Source organism: Nostoc sp. PCC 7107 (genome assembly GCF_000316625.1).
GTDB lineage: Bacteria > Cyanobacteriota > Cyanobacteriia > Cyanobacteriales > Nostocaceae > Nostoc_B.
In genome coordinates, this window is the sequence record NC_019676.1 from 5,212,980 (window position 1) to 5,230,917 (window position 17,938).

The window sequence follows — 17,938 nt, forward strand, 5'->3', positions numbered from 1 at the left end:
AAATCTCCATAATTCAACTTGTAAAAACATTTTTTATTGAATACTCAAGTCACGGTCAATGCTGAGAATGGTGGAGCGAGACCATCTGAGTGTCAGGAGCGAGCTTCCGCTCTTAAATAAAGTTCAACAATGGTTTGAACAATTTTGTCTGCAATATTTATTTCAACGGGGTTGGTCAGAAAACCAACTCTATCGACTCAATTTAGCATTAGCAGAGGGCTTTACTAACGCAGTTCGCCACGCTCACGAGGCTTTACCACCGGAAACAACGATAGACATTGAAGCTAGTCTGTGGGTTGATAGAATAGAACTGAGAATTTGGGATCATGGCCAACCTTTTAATCCTGATGCGATCGCCGAGCCAAAACCAGGTACTCCCCAAGAAGGAGGTTATGGATGGTTTTTGTTGAGGCGGTTAACTGACCAAGTGGTTTATGAACGTAGCCCAGATGAAAGAAATTGTCTATTAATTGTCGAGTACAATCGCCAATAAATTCCCATAAGAAAAAACAAGGGAATTTATTGTTAACTATATAATTTGTGTATAAAAAAAATACTTCAGTTGAGTAAAGTCAGCATACGATTGAGATGGTGCTTTTGCTAAGATTTGGCAGCAGCATAGAGATTACTCAGGCTGTGCAAGAGTAAAACTAATATAAATAAAAACGTAAATGCTGACTGATGTAATGGGAGAAAACCCGAAAGCTAGTAAAAAAGTTAACAAAACTCCTCACCATGTCTTCGTTTTTATCGAAATTTTTGCTGGCGAAGGTGGAATTCAATCTTATGTGAAAGATATTTTTCAGGCTTATGGGGAATTGAACGCAGAGTACAAGACAGATGTATTTGTTCTGCGAGATAGCCCTGACTGCTCAAATCCTTTTGAGTCTGATAGTTTAAAGTTTCATTATTTTAAAAATCAATCCCCGCAAATAGGCAGAATTGCTCTGTCCGGGGCTTTGTTAAAGTTTCTCTTACAAAAACGCCCCCAACGTGTATTTTGTGGTCATATTAAACTTGCAGCATTAATCCAAACTCTTTGCCAACCGTTGGGTATTCCCTACACAGTCCTCACCTACGGTAAAGAAGTTTGGGAACCCTTGAAAAATCAAGAACGCCGCGCCCTAGCCGCAGCCAGAGAAATTTGGACAATCAGCCGTTACAGTCGAGATCGCGCTTGTGCGGCGAATGGAATTGACCCCAAAACAGTAAAAATGTTACCTTGTGCAATTGATGGAGATAAATTCACTCCAGGGGCAAAATTACCTGAATTAGTAGAAAAGTATGGTTTAACAGATGCTAAGGTTTTAATGACAGTAGCCCGTCTGTGGTCGGGAGATATTTACAAAGGTGTTGATGTCACCATTCGGGCGCTACCGAAAATTGCTCAAGCTTTCTCTGAAGTCAAATATTTGGTCATTGGTCGTGGTGATGATCAACCAAGATTAGCCCAATTGGCGAAAGATTTGGGGGTAAGCGATCGCGTTGTATTTGCTGGTTTTGTCCCTACAGAAGATTTAATAGCTCATTACCGTTTAGCAGATGCTTACATCATGCCTTCTCAAGAAGGTTTTGGCATTGTTTATTTAGAAGCAATGGTTTGTGGTATCCCAGTTTTATCTGGTGATGCTGACGGTTCCGCTGACCCCTTACAAGATGGTAAGCTAGGCTGGCGAGTTCCACACCGCGATGCTGATGCTGTCGCCGCAGCCTGCATAGAAATTCTGCACAAGCACGACCAACGCTGTGATGGAAAGTGGTTGCGAGAACAAGCGATCGCTCATTTCGGTATAGAAGCCTTCCGACAGCAGCTATTAAATTTAGTTGCACCAGGTGACTGAAGTCGCAGCTACACGAGTAAAACCTGCCTGCGCTGGTTCAAAACGTTGATTTTGTGTTAGTCCGCACAGGCGGACTTAGTTTGTATAGCCACGAATTCCATTCGCTGAGGCTTGGTGCAAGATGTGAGTTTACTAACTCTAAACTCGCTATCCTAGAAAGAGAGCAAGACAGTAATTAAAAAATGAGCTTTAACAATTCTCAATTGAATCTGGTAAATCTCCGCCCTTTGCTCACTTTATTAGCAGTTATCTGGTTGCTAGGTTCATTGGGTTTGGGTTGGTTAGTGAAGTCTGTATTTATTCTTTTTGCACTGCTGTCACTAGCACCTGTAGTTGCGTTCTTTGGGTTTCGCTGGTGGCTGCAACGCAACTTAGTGGTTGACAAGTGTCCAGTCTGCGCCTACGAATTTACTGGTTTAAATAATAGCCAATTACAATGTCCTAACTGTGGAGAACAGCTATCAGTTCAGAAAGGTCACTTCCAACGCTTTGCACCAGAAGGCACAATTGATGTGACTGCGGTGGAAGTACAAGCCAAATCATTGGAAGATTAACAAAAAAGTATTCATTAGTCAGAATTCTATTCGGAATTCTGGATGACTGACGGATGTTTGGACGAGATTACTTTATGGTTAGTGGTTAGCGCTTAATGGCTAACCACTAACCTAGTTTGTAGTAGAGTCAAAAGCCTATTTGTATTCTGACTCCTGGTTATGCTGTATTTAGTGAGTAGATTAGCTGGCTTTAGCTAATCTACCTTCAATTTCTGATGCTTGTACTGCACCAGTGTAATTATCTGTATTAATCACTAAGAAAGGTGTACCAGCAATACCCAATTCATTAGCTAGTTTGAGGTCTTTTTCAACTGCTGTTTTTGCCAACTTGCGATCGCTCTCAAACTTCACTAAATTTAAATTCAGTTTTTTAGCTAGATCTACATACAAAGTTTCACCTAGTTGCTTTTGATTTTCAAACAAAGCATCATGGTATTCCCAGAACTTACCCTGTTGTTTCGCCGCCCAAGCTGCTTGTGCTGCTGGTAATGCTTCTGCATGGACTCCAGTCAAAGGAAAATTCTTATAAACCAATGTCAGATTATCTTTGTGCTTGTCTACTACTGACTTGAGAGTTTTATGTACTTCAGCACAGTAGGGACATTGAAAATCTGAGAATTCTACTAGCACAGTTTTGGATTTAACAGCGCCAGTTGTTGGTGAATCTCCAATGATATTTTCAGGTTTAGTTTTTAAATCATCTAAAAAAGCCTGTTGTACTTTTTGTAATTTCTCTTGCTTTGTCAGTTGATACTCTTGCAGAGCATCGATCACGAATTGGGGATTGTTACGGATAACTTCTAAAACTTGCTTTTCGAGTTTGGCATCAATATCGGTAGCTGCTTGTGCAGGTAGTGTCCAGCCTAAGACCAAACACAGCAGGCAGACGATAACCCAGGTACGTAGATACTGAAATAATTGTCGCATATCAAAATACTGAAAGTGGTCTAGAACTATTTAAGTATTACCTACTGTCTGTAAAGTTAAAAAGTAGGGGAGTGTAAATATTTTTTGTTGATATAAAGCAGCATTATAGAGGGTTACAGCCTTGTGTTCTTTATGGAATATCTATCTGAATTTGGAGTTTCTACTTAATTAAAAATTAAGGATTATCTATAACGTACCAATATCTATCGGCATGGCAAGGCTAAAGTAGTGCAGTAACCGAAATTCCATCTGCGTTTATCTGCGGTTAATTTTATCCAAACTCTCATGGCTCATTCTCATACCTTGATGGCGGTAACACACCCTAAATTTAAAAACTCAAGTTGTCGCATCCTGCCACCTTTGACTCATAAAAAGTCTATAATGCCGTGTGACACGGCATCATAAGGATGAATACGTGCATGAACATTTAGCAAGAACTAGAGTGAATTTATGGGTAAGCAGCGTGTGCTGTCAGGAGTTCAACCAACTGGTAATTTGCATTTGGGTAACTACTTAGGCGCAATTCGCAACTGGGTAGAAATCCAAGACCAGTATGATAATTTCTTTTGTGTAGTAGATTTACACGCGATTACTGTACCGCATAATCCAGCGTCTTTGGCGGCAGATACTTACACCATCGCCGCACTTTACCTGGCCTGTGGGATTGATTTAAACTACTCCAGTATCTTTGTCCAGTCCCACGTTTCCGCACACAGTGAACTTGCTTGGTTGCTTAACTGCATCACTCCCTTGAACTGGTTGCAAGACATGATTCAGTTTAAGGAAAAGGCTGTTAAACAAGGAGAAAACGTGAGTACAGGTTTGTTAATCTATCCTGTACTGATGGCTGCGGATATTTTGCTTTATCAAGCTGATAAAGTACCTGTGGGTGAAGACCAAAAGCAACATATTGAATTGACAAGGGATATTGTCAACAGGTTCAATCACCAATTTGCCAAGGATCAACCAGTATTGAAGTTACCAGATCCCTTGATTCGCAAGGAAGGTGCAAGGGTGATGAGCTTGACAGATGGGACGCGCAAAATGTCGAAGTCTGACCCATCAGAGTTAAGTCGGATCAATGTGTTAGATCCTCCAGATCAAATTGCTAATAAAATTAAGCGGTGCAAAACTGATCCTGTAAGGGGTTTAACTTTTGATGATCCCGAACGTCCAGAGTGTCATAACTTGTTAACCTTATATATGCTGCTGTCTGGTCAGAGCAAAGAAACAGTTGCAGCAGAATGCCAAGATATGGGTTGGGGAAAATTCAAGCCGTTATTGACAGAAACAACAATTAATGCCTTAAAACCAATCCAAGAAAAATATCAGGCAATCATGAATGACAAAGGTTATCTGGAGTCTGTGTTGCGTGATGGTCGGGAAAAAGCACAAGCGATCGCTAATCAAACTTTAACGCAAGTAAAATTGGCTTTGGGCTACTCCTTGCCTTTGTAGACGCTTTGAGGTGTGATTCGTTATACCCTGGAAGAATCCCAGACTATTTAATGTGTATGTATCACACCCATAGCCCTACTGTGAGTTTATTTCAGAAAGCTGCCCAAGCGGGTGAATTTCTAGTAACGGCTGAGGTAGCACCCCCAAAAGGGGGAAATCCGGCTCATACAATTGAAATGGCGGCGACTCTTAAGGGGAGAGTTCATGCTGTCAATATTACCGATGGTAGCCGTGCTGTGTTGCGGATGTCGTCGCTGGTGGCTTCAGCGATTTTATTACAAAACGGCATTGAGCCAGTTTGTCAGATGGCTTGCCGCGATCGCAACCGTATCGCCTTACAAGCCGACCTCATGGGCGCTCATGCTTTGGGTATTCGGAATATCTTAGCTTTAACAGGCGACCCAGTAAAAGCAGGCGATCATCCTGATGCTAAAGCCGTTTTTGATTTAGAAGCTGTAAGATTATTGCAACTAATTCAAAAAATGAATCAAGGTGTTGATTGCAACGATAAACCCTTGACCGATGGCGCAACAGATTTATTTGTCGGTGCAGCTGTAGACCCTCAATGTGCGAGTTGGTCAGGTTTGCAAAGTCGCTTTGAACGCAAAATTGTAGCCGGAGCGCAATTTTTTCAAAGTCAATTAATTACTGATTTTGAAAGGCTAGAAAAGTTCATGGACAAAATAGCATCAGTCCATAAAAAACCAATTCTTGCCGGAATTTTTCTGTTGAAATCAGCGAAAAATGCTCAATTTATTAATAGGTGTGTTCCAGGTGTAAATATACCTGAACATATTATTGATAGATTAGCCAAAGCCAAAGACCCACTAGAAGAAGGTGTCAAAATTGCCGCAGAACAAGTGCAAATAGCAAAGCAATTGTGTCATGGTGTCCATATTATGGCCGTCAAGCGGGAAGATTTGATTCCCCAGATTTTGAATTTGGCGGGAGTGAAGCCTGTTAATTTGGTTGTAGCGAAGTAGGCTAGGTGAGGCGATCGCATTTCTTAGTTTACCGAAGAGTGCGATCGTTCTTTTCCTCGCTTTGTTGACTGGTGAGGAAAAAGCCGACTGCCTGACTGCTCAATTGCGATCGCTCGGTGTTGAACTAGAAGTGTAGGTTTTTAGCTTTAAGGTGTGATCGCTCTGATGTTACCGAAGGCGATCGCGCCAATTTGGGATTTGGCTGGGGAAAGTAAACAAGTAATAGACTATGTACATAGAGGCGCGAATTTTTGCGCCTTTATGATTTGTGGAGATAGTAAGATTGAAGTACGCCAGTTAAACAGCCTATTTGGTGATGTACTAGCACTAAACATCAACAATAACTGAATGAATGGGTGTTAATAATAAGGAGTAAGCGCCGTGGTAAATTTGAATAATTACAATGCCGAATTAGCTGATGAAGAAACTTTAGATGAAGAAAATAATGAGGAAGAGCAATATGAAAAGAATACTTTTGATTACGATCCTGAAAAAATTAATATTGTGACTAGAGAACCAACAATTGAACAATTACTGAGACGAATCGATCAGGAAGCTCTGGATTTAGCACCTGATTTTCAGCGTCAGTCCAATATCTGGAAGGATGATGTTAAAAGCCGATTAATTGAATCTATCCTGATTCGCATTCCTCTACCAGCATTCTATATAGATGCAACTAATGAAGATAAATGGTTAGTTGTAGATGGATTACAACGCTTATCTGCTTTAAAGCAATTTGTTAGTGAGAAAAGGTTGAAGCTAAGTGGACTAGAATACCTAACAAATCTTAAAGATAAAACTTATGATGAATTGGAACCAAGATACCAACGACGTATCCTTGAAACTCAACCTACAGTTTATTTGATTGAAAAAGGTACTCCTATAGAAGTAAAATATAATATTTTTAAACGAATTAATACAGGAGGTGTACATCTTTCAAATCAAGAAATACGTCATGCTCTTAACCCTGGTCAAGCAAACAAGTTCTTACGTAAACTTGCCGCTTCTGACGAGTTCATACAAGTTATGAATCTTAGTGAATCCAAGAAAAAACGTATGGATGATCGAGAATTTATTACTGGTTTCTTGGCTTTTAGACTAACTTCTTACAAGGATTATCAAAAAGATTCTAGGGATGCTTTTTTAAGTAAGGCTTTATCTAAAGTAAATAATCTTTCGGAAGCGGAATTAAATAAAATTGAGAACAGTTTTAAAAAAGCGATGATAGCATCATTTGAAATTTTCGGTAAAAATGCTTTCCGAAAACTGTCTAATAAAACTACCAGAAAATTTCCAGTAAATAAATCTTTATTTGAAGCTTGGTCAGTAAATTTTAGTCAATTGAATAATGAAGAGATTAAAGTCTTGAAAGAACGTAAACAAAAAATGATTGATAATTTTATTTTTTACGTAGATAATGATAAAGATTTTTTTTCTTCTATTTCTCAAGCTGACAACAAGATAGAATATCGATTTAGTACTATAGAAAAAATAATTCAGGAAGTGCTTTCATGATTCGCTCTCTTCGTATAATTAACTTCAAAAAATTTGAAGACCAGTTGCTTGAATTTAGACCTTTAACACTAATTTCTGGACTTAACAGCACTGGAAAATCCACTGTGCTTCAATCATTAGCACTACTACGCCAATCTTATCAACAGGATTTATTGCCAAAAACTGGCTTGGCACTAAATGGAGAATTAGCAAGTATTGGTACAGCACAAGATGCCTTTTATGAGGGTGCGAAGGATAACCATATAAGCTTTGAGATTATCTGGGAAAAGTATGAAGGTATATGGGATTTTAATTACAACTCAGATAAGAAAAAAGAAGATTTTTTAAATGTCATTTCAGAACCAAATGAATCTGAAATCCGTAAATCATATATTTTTAGCAAATATTTTCACTATCTTCAAGCAGAACGAATAGGCCCACGTTCATTTAATGAAATGTCTGATTATCAAGTCAGAAGACTTAGACAAATTGGTACTCAAGGAGAATATACAGCCCATTTCCTTTACATTTATGGAGATGAACCAATTTCCATCTCTAATCTCAGCTATCCACAAGCAAAATCAATGAATCTAATAGATCAAGTGGAAGCATGGATGAGAGAGGTAAGTCCTGGTATACGTATCAAAATAGAAGCTAACTCAGCGATGGGTTTAGTGACTATCAAATATTTTTATGGAGATAGTAATCTTTATCGTGCAACCAACGTTGGTTTTGGAATTACCTACACTTTATCAATTATTGTAGCTATACTTTCATCTCCTCCTGGTACACTAATCCTAGTTGAAAACCCAGAGGCTCATCTTCATCCTAGAGGACAAGCCAAAATGGGAGAATTATTAGCACTAGCAGCTAGTTGTGATATTCAGGTAGTGATAGAAACTCATAGCGATCATGTTTTAAACGGGATTCGTCTTGCGGTTCATGGTGGCATCATTCCGCCGCATTATGTCCAGTTGCATTACTTTCAGCAACAAGAAAAACAAGGACAAGCTTTGACAAAAGTAGTTTCACCACGCATTGATCGGAATGGCAGAATTGATCGATGGCCTGATGGATTCTTTGATGAGTGGGAAAAAAGTTTGGATGTTTTGTTAGAACCTGCGGGAGAGTAGAGTGTGGAGATTAACCTAGTATTAAATGAACTCTCTGTGCAAAAACCTACCTCTGATAAGGAAACAGCGCGACAGTGGATGTCCAACTTTATTAACACTGTAAAGGCAGTCAAAGCTCAGGGTGTGAAAGTATATCTTCGCACTAAAGATGACTTTCATACAACTATACTTGCACCTGACTATCCTTTACGTCGTTGGCTTAATGATAGGGAAGTAGATCAAGTTGAACGAGGTTTTATTAGAACTCTAGCAACAGGAAATCCTTTCTCAACTAATATTGCAAATTTAGATATTCAAGATATTGAAAATAATGCTGGCTTGTCTGAATTTTGGCATCAGGGAGAACTAGCAATTGGACTTGCTGTAGCTCATTTGCTTGACACAGTAGCAATTAGCTTTATATCTAAGGAATGCTGGAACTTTAGCCGTTTAGAACTCGAAGCGAGGCGACTTAATGAAAATGAAGAGTTAATCAATGATATTTTAGAAATTCTTCATGTTAGTCGTAGCAATCATGTACAGGAGCATACTGAGTGGATACAAAACCGCATTCGGACTGGAGTTATCGATGGTGACGATCTTTGGGAACGAAAAGGAGAATTATTTCCTAACCTTGAATTCTGTGATGCTGTCAGTAAACAGTTAAGAAATATCCGTGTTGGACAATTGGAATTACAACCTGTTGTCAAAACACTATTGGAGCTTGAAAAATGCTCTAATGAATGGAAAAAAGGGTATTTTAATCTTGATGATTATCCTGTTGACGAATCTGGAGAAAGTGAAGGAACTTTGAATAAATATGGCAGAGAAAGAACTTTTCTTTGTATTGATGGTAAAGAACGTCTATTTGATCGCCACATAAAATTGAGATTCTGCAACTGGCGAATTCATTTCTTTGCAGTAAAACCAGGACAAGTCATTATTGGCTATGTTGGTCGCCATCTTCCTACAGTGAAGTATAGAACTTGATAGAAATATTGCGATCGCCTCTTCTCCACTTTCATTGCTAAACTAGCAACCATAATCAGGCAGTAGATTTGTAAAATTAAACCAGAAGTAAATCCACTAAATAGAATCTGGGTCAATACCTAATTCTTGCAGTTTTGCCGCCAAGCGATCGCCACGTTGTTTTTCTTGTTCCGCCCGTTGTTTTTGTTGATATGCGACTTCTTCTGGTGTAGGGGCTAATTCACCTTCAGCCGTAAAAAAGCGTAATTTATTTTGATAAATTCCTAGATACAACTCTAGTTGCTGACTCCATAACCAACCTTGAGCGTTTGGTTCTAATGGTTGATACTTACCAGCTACCAAAACAAACCCAGCAAATTCTAAATTATTGGGATCAAACCAAAAGTATTCCGGCGTGCGAAAGGTGTTTTGATAAATTTCTTTTTTTAAACCTCTATCTGTTGCTGCGGTAGAATCTGAGAGCAGTTCAATAATCACGTTGGGATATTTACCGTCTTCTTGCCAAACAACCCAGCTTTTACGAGGTTGGCGTTCTGTCTCCAATACTACAAAAAAATCATGGCCGCGAAAATATTCTGACTTGCGTTGGCGCGGACTGTAGTAAATGGTGATATTTCCAGAAACATAAAAATCATTGCGGTTGCTCCACCACAATTCTAGACACTGAATCAACAGCGTCATTTGTAGCCGATGTAAGTCACTTTCCAAAGGCGGTTCGTCACTATATAAATCCCCTGGGGGAAATATAACATCTTCTGGGGTTTCTAAATCTTGGGCAACAGACATGACTACAAATATCTCATTGCTATCAGTTTAGCGTAGCAGCACCTAGCCCCGACGAATGGAATTCGCGGCTATAAAAACCAACTCCACCTACGCGGAGTAACGTAAGATTAAGAATTTTGAACCCGCGCAGGTGGTCACTGAGCTTGCGATGCCCTGAGCTTGTCGTTCGCGTTAGCGTCTCCGACAGGAGAAGGGTCGAAGTGCGGGTTTTGTCTGTGTAGCCGCGACTTCAGTCGCTTGGTGCTGAGTGCAAGCTATGTGTTTCGCCGTTCATTGCTAAAATAAACAACAACCCTTACCTCTGCAAAGGTGTTTTATGACCTCTGCAATTAATCGACCTACTGAAGAACTTACTCCTTTTCCAGACCATACGCAGCTACCAGAATCAGACGGGACTTTCGTGAAAAATTGGCAAGAACATCCCCAAAGTATTTTATTGACTGACTCGATTACACCCGTACTCAAAAAATTACATCCTGATGGTCATTATTGTATTGGTCAAGATTTAGGTATTTACTGGCGCTTAACTGATCCTCCAGAGAAAGGCGCAGAAGCACCAGATTGGTTTTATGTAGGAAATGTACCGCCTTCCCTGGATGGACAAACACGACGTTCTTACGTGTTGTGGCGCGAGTATATTTCCCCGTTAATTGCATTGGAATTTGTCTCTGGCGATGGGAGTGAGGAGCGAGATAAAACTCCCTTGAAAGGCAAATTTTGGATTTATGAACAAGTAATTCATCCAGCTTTTTACGGCATTTATGAAGTAAGTAAAGCTAGTGTGGAAGTTTATCACTTAATTGAAGGACAGTATCAACTGTTACTAGCAAATGAGCGTGGGCATTATCCCATACATCCTTTAGGTGTGGAGTTAGGGATCTGGCAGGGAGAATACCAAAATATGGCATTACCTTGGTTACGTTGGTGGGATTTGCAAGGTAATTTATTGTTGACTGGTGACGAACGAGCCGCAAAAGAAGCCCAACGCGCCGAACAAGAAGCACAACGGGCTGAACAAGAACGTCAAAGAAATGAACGCTTAATTGCTCAATTGCGATCGCTCGGTGTTGAACCGGAAGCTTAGTTAATCTCAACGTGTGGCTAAGGTAAAATCTGCGGTGATTCGTTGTAAAATTTGCTGCAATACCATCGCTGTCCAATCAATATCGGCTTCCGTGGTATCTCGTCCTAATGTCATGCGAATTCCCCCCAAGGCGGCTTTTTGAGAATAACCCATTGCTAATAATATTGGGCTTGGGCTGAGTTTACCGCTATGACAAGCAGCACCAGCACTAATGCCAATACCTGCTAAATTTAATTGTCGCACCAAGGTTTTACCGCTGAGTTTTTCACCGTCGGCGTATTCGAGACAGAAACTTGCATGATGGGGTAAGCGATGGATGCGATCGCCTGTGGGAATTAAACCGGGGATATCTGCTAACAAAGCAAACAAGCGATCGCGTAAATCAATTAATCTCGGTGTTTCTGTGGCTAGTTCTTTGGCGGCTAATTCAGCAGCGACACCAAACCCAGCAATCATCGGGACAGCTTGCGTTCCCGAACGCATCCCCATTTCTTGTCCACCACCAGTTAACAGAGGCATAATTTTTACACTAGGACGAATATACAATGCCCCGGCACCCTGTGGCCCGTAGATTTTGTGGCTGGAAATGCTGAGTAAATCAACTGGTAATGTCTGCACATCAATGGGTAAACGTCCTGCAACTTGCACTGCATCAGTGTGAAAGATTGCACCATGCGATCGCGCAATATTGCCTAATTCGCTAATTGGCTGAACTGTCCCGACTTCACTTTGTCCGTAAATTATCGATACCAATACGGTGTTGTGTCGCAATGCAGCTTTTAAATCTAGGGGGTTAATTCTTCCTTGGTTATCCACTCCCAAAGTTGTGACTTCCCAACCCCACATTTCTAGCATCCGCGCCGTTTCCGAAATCGCGGAATGTTCCACACTAGAAATAATGATGTGTTGTGGTACAGGATATAACCTAGCGACACCAATAATTGCCAAATTATCTGCTTCTGTACCACCAGCGGTAAAAACAATTGATTCGGGATGAGTAGCGTTAATTAAGTCTGCAACTTGAACTCTAGCTTGTTCGACAACTATGGCCGCCCGTTGTCCCCACTCATGCAAACTAGAAGGATTACCCCACTGTTGTGTGAAGACTGCTTGCATTGCTGCGATCGCTTCTGGGCGAGTTGGAGTAGTAGCACTGTAATCTAAATATATTTGCATATCACAACACTTAAGCGAAAAAACACAGACATGGGACTACTCACTATTTTCATCATAGAATCTTGAGAAAATGTGAATTAATGTGCATCAATAGGCGGATTTTTTAATTGCCAAGCAAGCTGTTTACCTCTTTAAATAGGTGTACTGTATTTTGGGAACAATAACTATGTTCACTACCAATCCACTTTTAGCAGATTACCGTGCCAATTTTTCGCCAACCCAGTTATTTTTGGCTATTTACCTTAATATTTGTTACTACTGCTTGTCAACAACCTAAATCATCTCATCAGAGTTTATCGCCTTTACCTCAAGATCCATTAGTTCAAGTCTATTTAAATCATTCTGAATCTTCAGAATATCAGGAATCTTACCGTCAGCAAACTCGACTAGGAGATGACTTAGAAAAAATCATTGTTGATGCTATTTCTCAGGCGAAATCTACAGTAGATGTAGCTGTGCAAGAATTACGCTTACCCAAGGTTGCCCAAGCATTAGTAGCCCGACAAAAAGCTGGGGTGAAAGTTAGATTAATTTTAGAAAATAATTATAGTCGTCCTTGGAGTAGTTTTACATCAGATGAAATCAAAAAACTAGCACCAAGAGAGCGAGAAAAATACAATGAATTCTATCAATTTATTGATTTAAATAAAGATAACAAACTCAGCGCAGAAGAAATTAATCAAAGAGACGCATTAGTAATTGTCCAAAATGCCAAAATTCCCTGGATAGATGATCAAGCTGATGGTTCCGCAGGGAGTAGTTTGATGCACCACAAATTTGTGATTGTGGATAATCGCATTGTAATTGTGACTTCAGCTAATTTTACCCTCAGTGATACTTCAGGCGATTTTACCAGTCGCACCAGTTTAGGTAATGCTAATAATTTACTGAAAATTGATAGTCCAGAATTAGCATCTGTGTTTACTCAAGAATTTAATATTATGTGGGGTGATGGCGCTGGAGGTAAGCCAGATAGCCTATTCGGTTTGAAAAAACCACTGCGTTCTCCCAAACAAATTACTTTGGGTGCAAGTAAAATTACAGTCCAGTTTTCTCCAGCTTCTCCCACTCAACCTTGGAGTAAAACTAGTAATGGTTTAATTGGTGAACATTTAAATTCTGCTACTAAATCTATTGATTTGGCATTATTTGTATTTTCCGAACAGCAACTTGCCAATATTTTAGAACAACGTCATCAGCAAAGTGTAGGTATTCGCGCTTTGATTGATGCTCAATTTTCCTATCGTTTCTATAGCGAAGCTTTGGATATGATGGGAGTTGCGTTGAGTAATAAATGCAAGTATGAAATTGATAATAAACCTTGGTCGAATCCCATTACTAGTGTTGGTGTACCTGTGTTAGCCAAAGGGGATTTATTACATCATAAGTTTGCTGTAATTGATAACCAAATAGTTATAACAGGTTCGCACAATTGGTCAGATGCAGCTAACAGTGGTAATGATGAAACATTGATAGTCATTGAAAATCCTACCATTGCGGCTCATTATGTGCGGGAATTTGACCGTCTTTATGCCAAAGCTCAAATTGGTTTACCATCAGAAATGCAGGCAAAAATTCCAGCAGAGACGAAAAAATGTCCTCAGATAGTTGCACCAACATCGAGTCAAAATCAACTCACTCAAAAAGTTAATCTCAATACAGCTACTCTGGAAGAATTAGTCATTCTTCCAGGTGTGGGTAAGAAGTTAGCACAGAGGATAATTATTGCGCGTCAACAACAAAAATTTACATCCCTACAAGATTTAGAACGTATTCCCGGTGTGAGCGCAAAGATGCTAGATAAATGGCGTGATTATGTAAGCTTGTAATATTTTTGCTTGACATTCTATTGATTATTTGTATTTGCTTCATTTACCAAGAAAATATAAATATTTTGCAGATAAAGAAAGCTCCGCTGTAGAGTAATTGTAACAGCTACTTATTTGCTGGCAATATTTAAGTTAATTTGTGTTGGTTTATACTTTATCCGCAACTGTTAATCTCAATAATATGACAGCACCAATGCTGTAGGATAGCAGCTTTCCGCTTTATTCTCGCCTTAAATTTTATGATAGAGCGTAGTTGATATATATGGCGATCGCTTGCATAATTTAGAGCGATCGCTTTTTTATGTAAAATAAATATTTCTGTTGACTTATTTATATTGATCATCTATTTCTACTGAAAGTAAGAGGAAGTTTTATTCATAAATTTTCTAGCATGTACCCAGGTCAAGGTAACTGGAGTTAATTTATGCCTTATAACAAAATAGAAGAATTACCCCAAGATATTCAACAAAAACTGCCTCAACACGCCCAACAAATTTTCTTTGCTGCTTTTAATGCTTCCCAAAGCGATGGTTTAAGTGAAGAAGGTGCGACTAATGTTGCTTGGAATAGTGTAAGAAACGAATACGAACAAGGCCAAAATGGTGAATGGCACAGAAAGTCTGAAGATACAGCCGTACACAATAAAGCAGTAACTTCTGGTGGGAATTAAATTATAAAAATCAGGCTGACAGCAGAATGTTTAAGTTAGCAAAACTTTCTGTTAGAGTGTGATTCATTCCAGCTTAGTTAGATCAATTAAATTGGAATTTTACTTGAGCAAAAGGCGGTTTGCATTAATTACAAAGCGCCTTTTGCTTTTAAATATTTGGAAAAAATTATCATATTTTGAGTCAATAGAGGGAAATAAATCATTACACTGAGAGGTAGATGCCCTGCTGGGATTGACCGTCCTATACAAATGATGACTAAACAAACTCACAGAATTTTAATCCTTGGTGGAGGCTTTGGTGGTCTCTACACTGCGTTGCGCTTAAGCCAGTTACCTTGGGAATCTCAGCAAAAACCCGAAATTGTACTGGTAGATCAAAGCGATCGCTTTCTATTTTCCCCTTTACTCTACGAATTGCTTACAGGTGAACTGCAAACTTGGGAAATTGCCCCTCCCTTCGCCGAACTCCTCCAAGGCACAGGTGTACGCTTTTACCAAGCATTAGTATCAGGTATTGATACCGACCAACAACGAGTACAATTACAAGATGGGCCAGAAATTGCCTACGATCGCTTAGTGCTGGCTTTAGGTGGAGAAACACCACTAGATATGGTTCCTGGTGCAACTTCCTACGCCCTCCCTTTCCGCACCATCAATGATGCTTACCGTCTGGAACAACGACTGCAAATTTTGCAAGAATCCGATGCTGATAAAATGCGGATAGCGATCGTTGGTGCTGGTTACAGTGGCGTGGAACTCGCTTGTAAATTAGCCGACAGGCTAGGCGAAAAAGGACGTTTGCGGTTAATTGAAATCAGTGATCAAATTTTACGCACCTCACCAGAGTTTAACCGTGAAACTGCCAAAAAAGCTTTAGATGCACGGGGTGTATTTATTGATTTAGAAACCAAAGTTGAATCAATTGGTGCAGATACCATTTCCCTAGAATACAAAAATCAGATTGATACAATTCCTGTAGATTTAGTCCTTTGGACTGTAGGTACACAAGTAGTGCCTGTAGTGAGAAACTTACCTTTCAAGCAAAACCAGCGCCATCAAATCACTACCACATCTACCCTACAAGTTCTTGACCACCCAGAAATTTTTGCCTTGGGAGATTTAGCCGACTGTCGTGATGCGGAAGATCAACAAATTCCCGCCACAGCCCAAGCAGCATTTCAACAAGCTGATTATACGGCGTGGAATATCTGGGCTTCTTTGAGCGATCGCCCATTGTTACCCTTCCGCTATCAAAAACTAGGGGAAATGATGGCACTCGGTGTAGACAATGCCACTCTGACTGGTTTAGGAGTCAAACTCGACGGTTCTCTAGGATATGTTGCGCGTCGTTTAGCCTATTTGTATCGGATGCCAACTTTAGAACATCAACTCAAAGTTGGTTTTAATTGGCTCGTCCGTCCTATTATAGAGACAATTTCTCAGTCAATCTAAATCTCATACTATTTTGGATGGGGAGTTGTTTTGAGTGTTTGGGTTCTATCAATCCATCTGTGCCTTACCTGGTTCACACTAGTATCACGTTCAAAATACATTAATTACAAACAGTTTGATGGAACGACCGAAAGTTATTTTTCTGGATGCAGTCGGCACGATATTCGGCGTAAAAGGCAGTGTGGGCGAAGTATATAGTCAGATAGCCAAAGAATTTGGTGTAGAGGTTTCTGCCGCCAGATTAAATCAAGCTTTCATCCAAAGTTTTAAAGCTGCACCACCGCCGATATTCTTAGATGCCGAACCAGCAGATATACCTCAACGCGAATTTGATTGGTGGCGGATAATTGCCCTCAATACCTTTGAGGCGGCTGGCTTTCTCCAGCATTTTTCTGACTTTTCGGCTTTTTTTAGCGAACTTTACATTCACTTTGGTACGGCTGAACCTTGGTTTATCTATGCTGATGTTTTACCTTCGCTGGTGAACTGGCGGCATTTGGGTATTGAATTAGGAATTATCTCTAACTTTGATTCTCGAATTTATTCAGTTTTACAAAGTTTAGGTATTAGTGATTACTTCACTTCGGTGACAATTTCTACTCAAGCCCGTGCGGCTAAACCTGATACCCAAATTTTTGCCGTTGCATTAGAAAAACACGATTGTTTGCCAGAAGCTGCATGGCATATTGGTGACAGCATTATCGAAGATTATCAAGGCGCGAAAGCTGCGGGAATGCGAGGGATTTGGATAAATCGGGATAAAAAATAGAATGTCTGCTAGAGACAAATTTCATAACGCTGTCAAACAAGGCTTAGAAAAAGAAGGACGGGTAATTACTCATGAGCCATTCCCATTAATGATTGAACATGGTGAGGAGGATAAAATTTCGATAGATTTAGGAGCAATTAACGCCCTTACGGAAAAGTCAAAAGTCAGAGAATTTTTGACTTTTGACTTGATTCTACCCCTACACTTTTCTCTCAAGCCTTAATTTTCGTTTTTTTGCGTAAGTCCAAAAACAACTACAAAAAAGGACGTGCTAAGAAAAAGCTGGCGATTGATTTAGCATCTACTGGTTCGCCTTGTAAAATTGCGGCTTCCAGTTCCTCTGGTGTCATAAGAACCGTTTCAATGTCTTCGTCTTCGTCTTGTTTGGGTGGTGTTTCTAGCTTTTCTAAGTCTTGGGCGAGAAAAGCATAAATAATTTCATCAGAATAGCCAGGCGCAAGGAAAAATTCTCCTAGTTTGCGCCATTTTTGGGCGCTGTAGCCTGTTTCTTCCTCAATTTCCCGCTTGACTGTTGCTTGCGGATCTTCATTGCGTTCTAAAGTACCCGCGGGAAATTCTAAGATTCTGCCTTGAACTGCGAAGCGATACTGACGCACGAGTACCAGTTTTCCTTCATTGGTCACAGGCACAGCTAAAGCCCCACCTGGGTGACGAATACATTCCCATTCGCCTTCCGATTTGTTGGGTAAACGCAAGCGATTGACTTCAAAATCAAATTTACGTCCTTTATGAAACAGACGTTGTTTTAATAACTGCGGTAATTCTCTACCTAATGGCATAGTTATAGTTTTA

19 protein-coding genes are annotated in these 17,938 nt (G+C 39.9%); 15 read left to right on the plus strand and 4 right to left on the minus strand.

Annotated features, from left to right (window positions below):
• Positions 1–58 precede the first annotated feature (58 nt).
• From NOS7107_RS22260 to NOS7107_RS22270, 3 genes are all read left to right on the plus strand, one after another.
• Positions 59–493, plus strand: coding sequence for an anti-sigma regulatory factor (locus NOS7107_RS22260; RefSeq protein ID WP_015115195.1), 435 nt, complete (start codon positions 59–61; stop codon positions 491–493).
• A gap of 178 nt (positions 494–671) precedes the next feature.
• The gene (locus NOS7107_RS22265; RefSeq protein WP_015115196.1) at positions 672–1,841 is read left to right on the plus strand and encodes a glycosyltransferase family 4 protein; all 1,170 of its coding nucleotides are present in this window, start codon (positions 672–674) and stop codon (positions 1,839–1,841) included.
• A 182-nt stretch (positions 1,842–2,023) separates the two neighbouring features.
• Positions 2,024–2,395 (plus strand): hypothetical protein, encoded by a 372-nt coding sequence (locus NOS7107_RS22270; protein WP_015115197.1) that lies wholly within the window; start codon positions 2,024–2,026, stop codon positions 2,393–2,395.
• Between the two features lie 180 nt (positions 2,396–2,575).
• Here NOS7107_RS22270 and NOS7107_RS22275 read toward each other — a convergent pair whose 3' ends face one another.
• A complete protein-coding gene (locus NOS7107_RS22275) occupies positions 2,576–3,322 on the minus strand; it encodes a DsbA family protein (protein ID WP_015115198.1) in 747 nt (248 codons plus the stop codon).
• 450 nt (positions 3,323–3,772) lie between these two features.
• Between NOS7107_RS22275 and trpS the strand changes: the two genes are divergently transcribed.
• From trpS to NOS7107_RS22305, 6 genes are all read left to right on the plus strand, one after another.
• Positions 3,773–4,780, plus strand: a complete 1,008-nt coding sequence (trpS, locus tag NOS7107_RS22280) for a tryptophan--tRNA ligase (RefSeq protein WP_015115199.1) — start codon at positions 3,773–3,775, stop codon at positions 4,778–4,780.
• Between the two features lie 56 nt (positions 4,781–4,836).
• Positions 4,837–5,763, plus strand: a complete 927-nt coding sequence (locus NOS7107_RS22285) for a methylenetetrahydrofolate reductase (RefSeq protein WP_044500231.1) — start codon at positions 4,837–4,839, stop codon at positions 5,761–5,763.
• A gap of 153 nt (positions 5,764–5,916) precedes the next feature.
• Positions 5,917–6,111, plus strand: a complete 195-nt coding sequence (locus tag NOS7107_RS22290; protein WP_157374105.1) for a hypothetical protein — start codon at positions 5,917–5,919, stop codon at positions 6,109–6,111.
• A 33-nt stretch (positions 6,112–6,144) separates the two neighbouring features.
• Positions 6,145–7,278, plus strand: a complete 1,134-nt coding sequence (locus NOS7107_RS22295; protein ID WP_015115202.1) for a DUF262 domain-containing protein — start codon at positions 6,145–6,147, stop codon at positions 7,276–7,278.
• Positions 7,275–8,390, plus strand: coding sequence for a DUF3696 domain-containing protein (locus tag NOS7107_RS22300; protein ID WP_015115203.1), 1,116 nt, complete (start codon positions 7,275–7,277; stop codon positions 8,388–8,390). Before NOS7107_RS22295 ends, NOS7107_RS22300 begins: the two co-directional genes overlap by 4 nt.
• Positions 8,391–8,393: 3 nt before the next feature.
• Entirely contained in the window at positions 8,394–9,359 is a 966-nt protein-coding gene (locus tag NOS7107_RS22305; RefSeq protein ID WP_015115204.1) for a hypothetical protein, read from the plus strand.
• Between the two features lie 96 nt (positions 9,360–9,455).
• Here NOS7107_RS22305 and NOS7107_RS22310 read toward each other — a convergent pair whose 3' ends face one another.
• A complete protein-coding gene (locus tag NOS7107_RS22310) occupies positions 9,456–10,145 on the minus strand; it encodes a Uma2 family endonuclease (protein WP_015115205.1) in 690 nt (229 codons plus the stop codon).
• Positions 10,146–10,461: 316 nt separating this feature from the next.
• On the opposite strand from NOS7107_RS22310, the gene NOS7107_RS22315 reads away from it, so the two are divergent.
• On the plus strand, positions 10,462–11,229 hold the full coding sequence (locus tag NOS7107_RS22315) for a Uma2 family endonuclease (protein WP_015115206.1): 768 nt from the start codon (positions 10,462–10,464) through the stop codon (positions 11,227–11,229).
• 6 nt (positions 11,230–11,235) lie between these two features.
• On the opposite strand, the gene NOS7107_RS22320 is transcribed toward NOS7107_RS22315, so the two are convergent.
• Entirely contained in the window at positions 11,236–12,405 is a 1,170-nt protein-coding gene (locus tag NOS7107_RS22320) for a cysteine desulfurase family protein (protein ID WP_015115207.1), read from the minus strand.
• A 200-nt stretch (positions 12,406–12,605) separates the two neighbouring features.
• Here NOS7107_RS22320 and NOS7107_RS22325 point away from each other — a divergent pair, with 200 nt between their 5' ends.
• The 5 genes from NOS7107_RS22325 to NOS7107_RS29510 all read left to right on the plus strand — a co-directional run bounded on the left by NOS7107_RS22325 (position 12,606) and on the right by NOS7107_RS29510 (position 17,348).
• The gene (locus NOS7107_RS22325; protein ID WP_015115208.1) at positions 12,606–14,234 is read left to right on the plus strand and encodes a DUF655 domain-containing protein; all 1,629 of its coding nucleotides are present in this window, start codon (positions 12,606–12,608) and stop codon (positions 14,232–14,234) included.
• A gap of 424 nt (positions 14,235–14,658) precedes the next feature.
• Entirely contained in the window at positions 14,659–14,904 is a 246-nt protein-coding gene (locus NOS7107_RS22330; protein ID WP_015115209.1) for a ChaB family protein, read from the plus strand.
• A gap of 252 nt (positions 14,905–15,156) precedes the next feature.
• Positions 15,157–16,356 carry an NAD(P)/FAD-dependent oxidoreductase gene (locus tag NOS7107_RS22335; RefSeq protein ID WP_044500234.1) on the plus strand — a complete coding sequence of 400 codons (1,200 nt, stop codon included), beginning with the start codon at positions 15,157–15,159 and terminating at the stop codon, positions 16,354–16,356.
• Between the two features lie 118 nt (positions 16,357–16,474).
• Positions 16,475–17,125, plus strand: a complete 651-nt coding sequence (locus NOS7107_RS22340) for an HAD family hydrolase (RefSeq protein WP_015115211.1) — start codon at positions 16,475–16,477, stop codon at positions 17,123–17,125.
• A gap of 1 nt (position 17,126) precedes the next feature.
• Entirely contained in the window at positions 17,127–17,348 is a 222-nt protein-coding gene (locus NOS7107_RS29510) for a XisH protein (RefSeq protein ID WP_015115212.1), read from the plus strand.
• 31 nt (positions 17,349–17,379) lie between these two features.
• On the opposite strand, the gene NOS7107_RS22350 is transcribed toward NOS7107_RS29510, so the two are convergent.
• On the minus strand, positions 17,380–17,925 hold the full coding sequence (locus tag NOS7107_RS22350; protein WP_015115213.1) for an NUDIX hydrolase: 546 nt from the start codon (positions 17,923–17,925) through the stop codon (positions 17,380–17,382).
• Positions 17,926–17,938 lie beyond the last annotated feature (13 nt).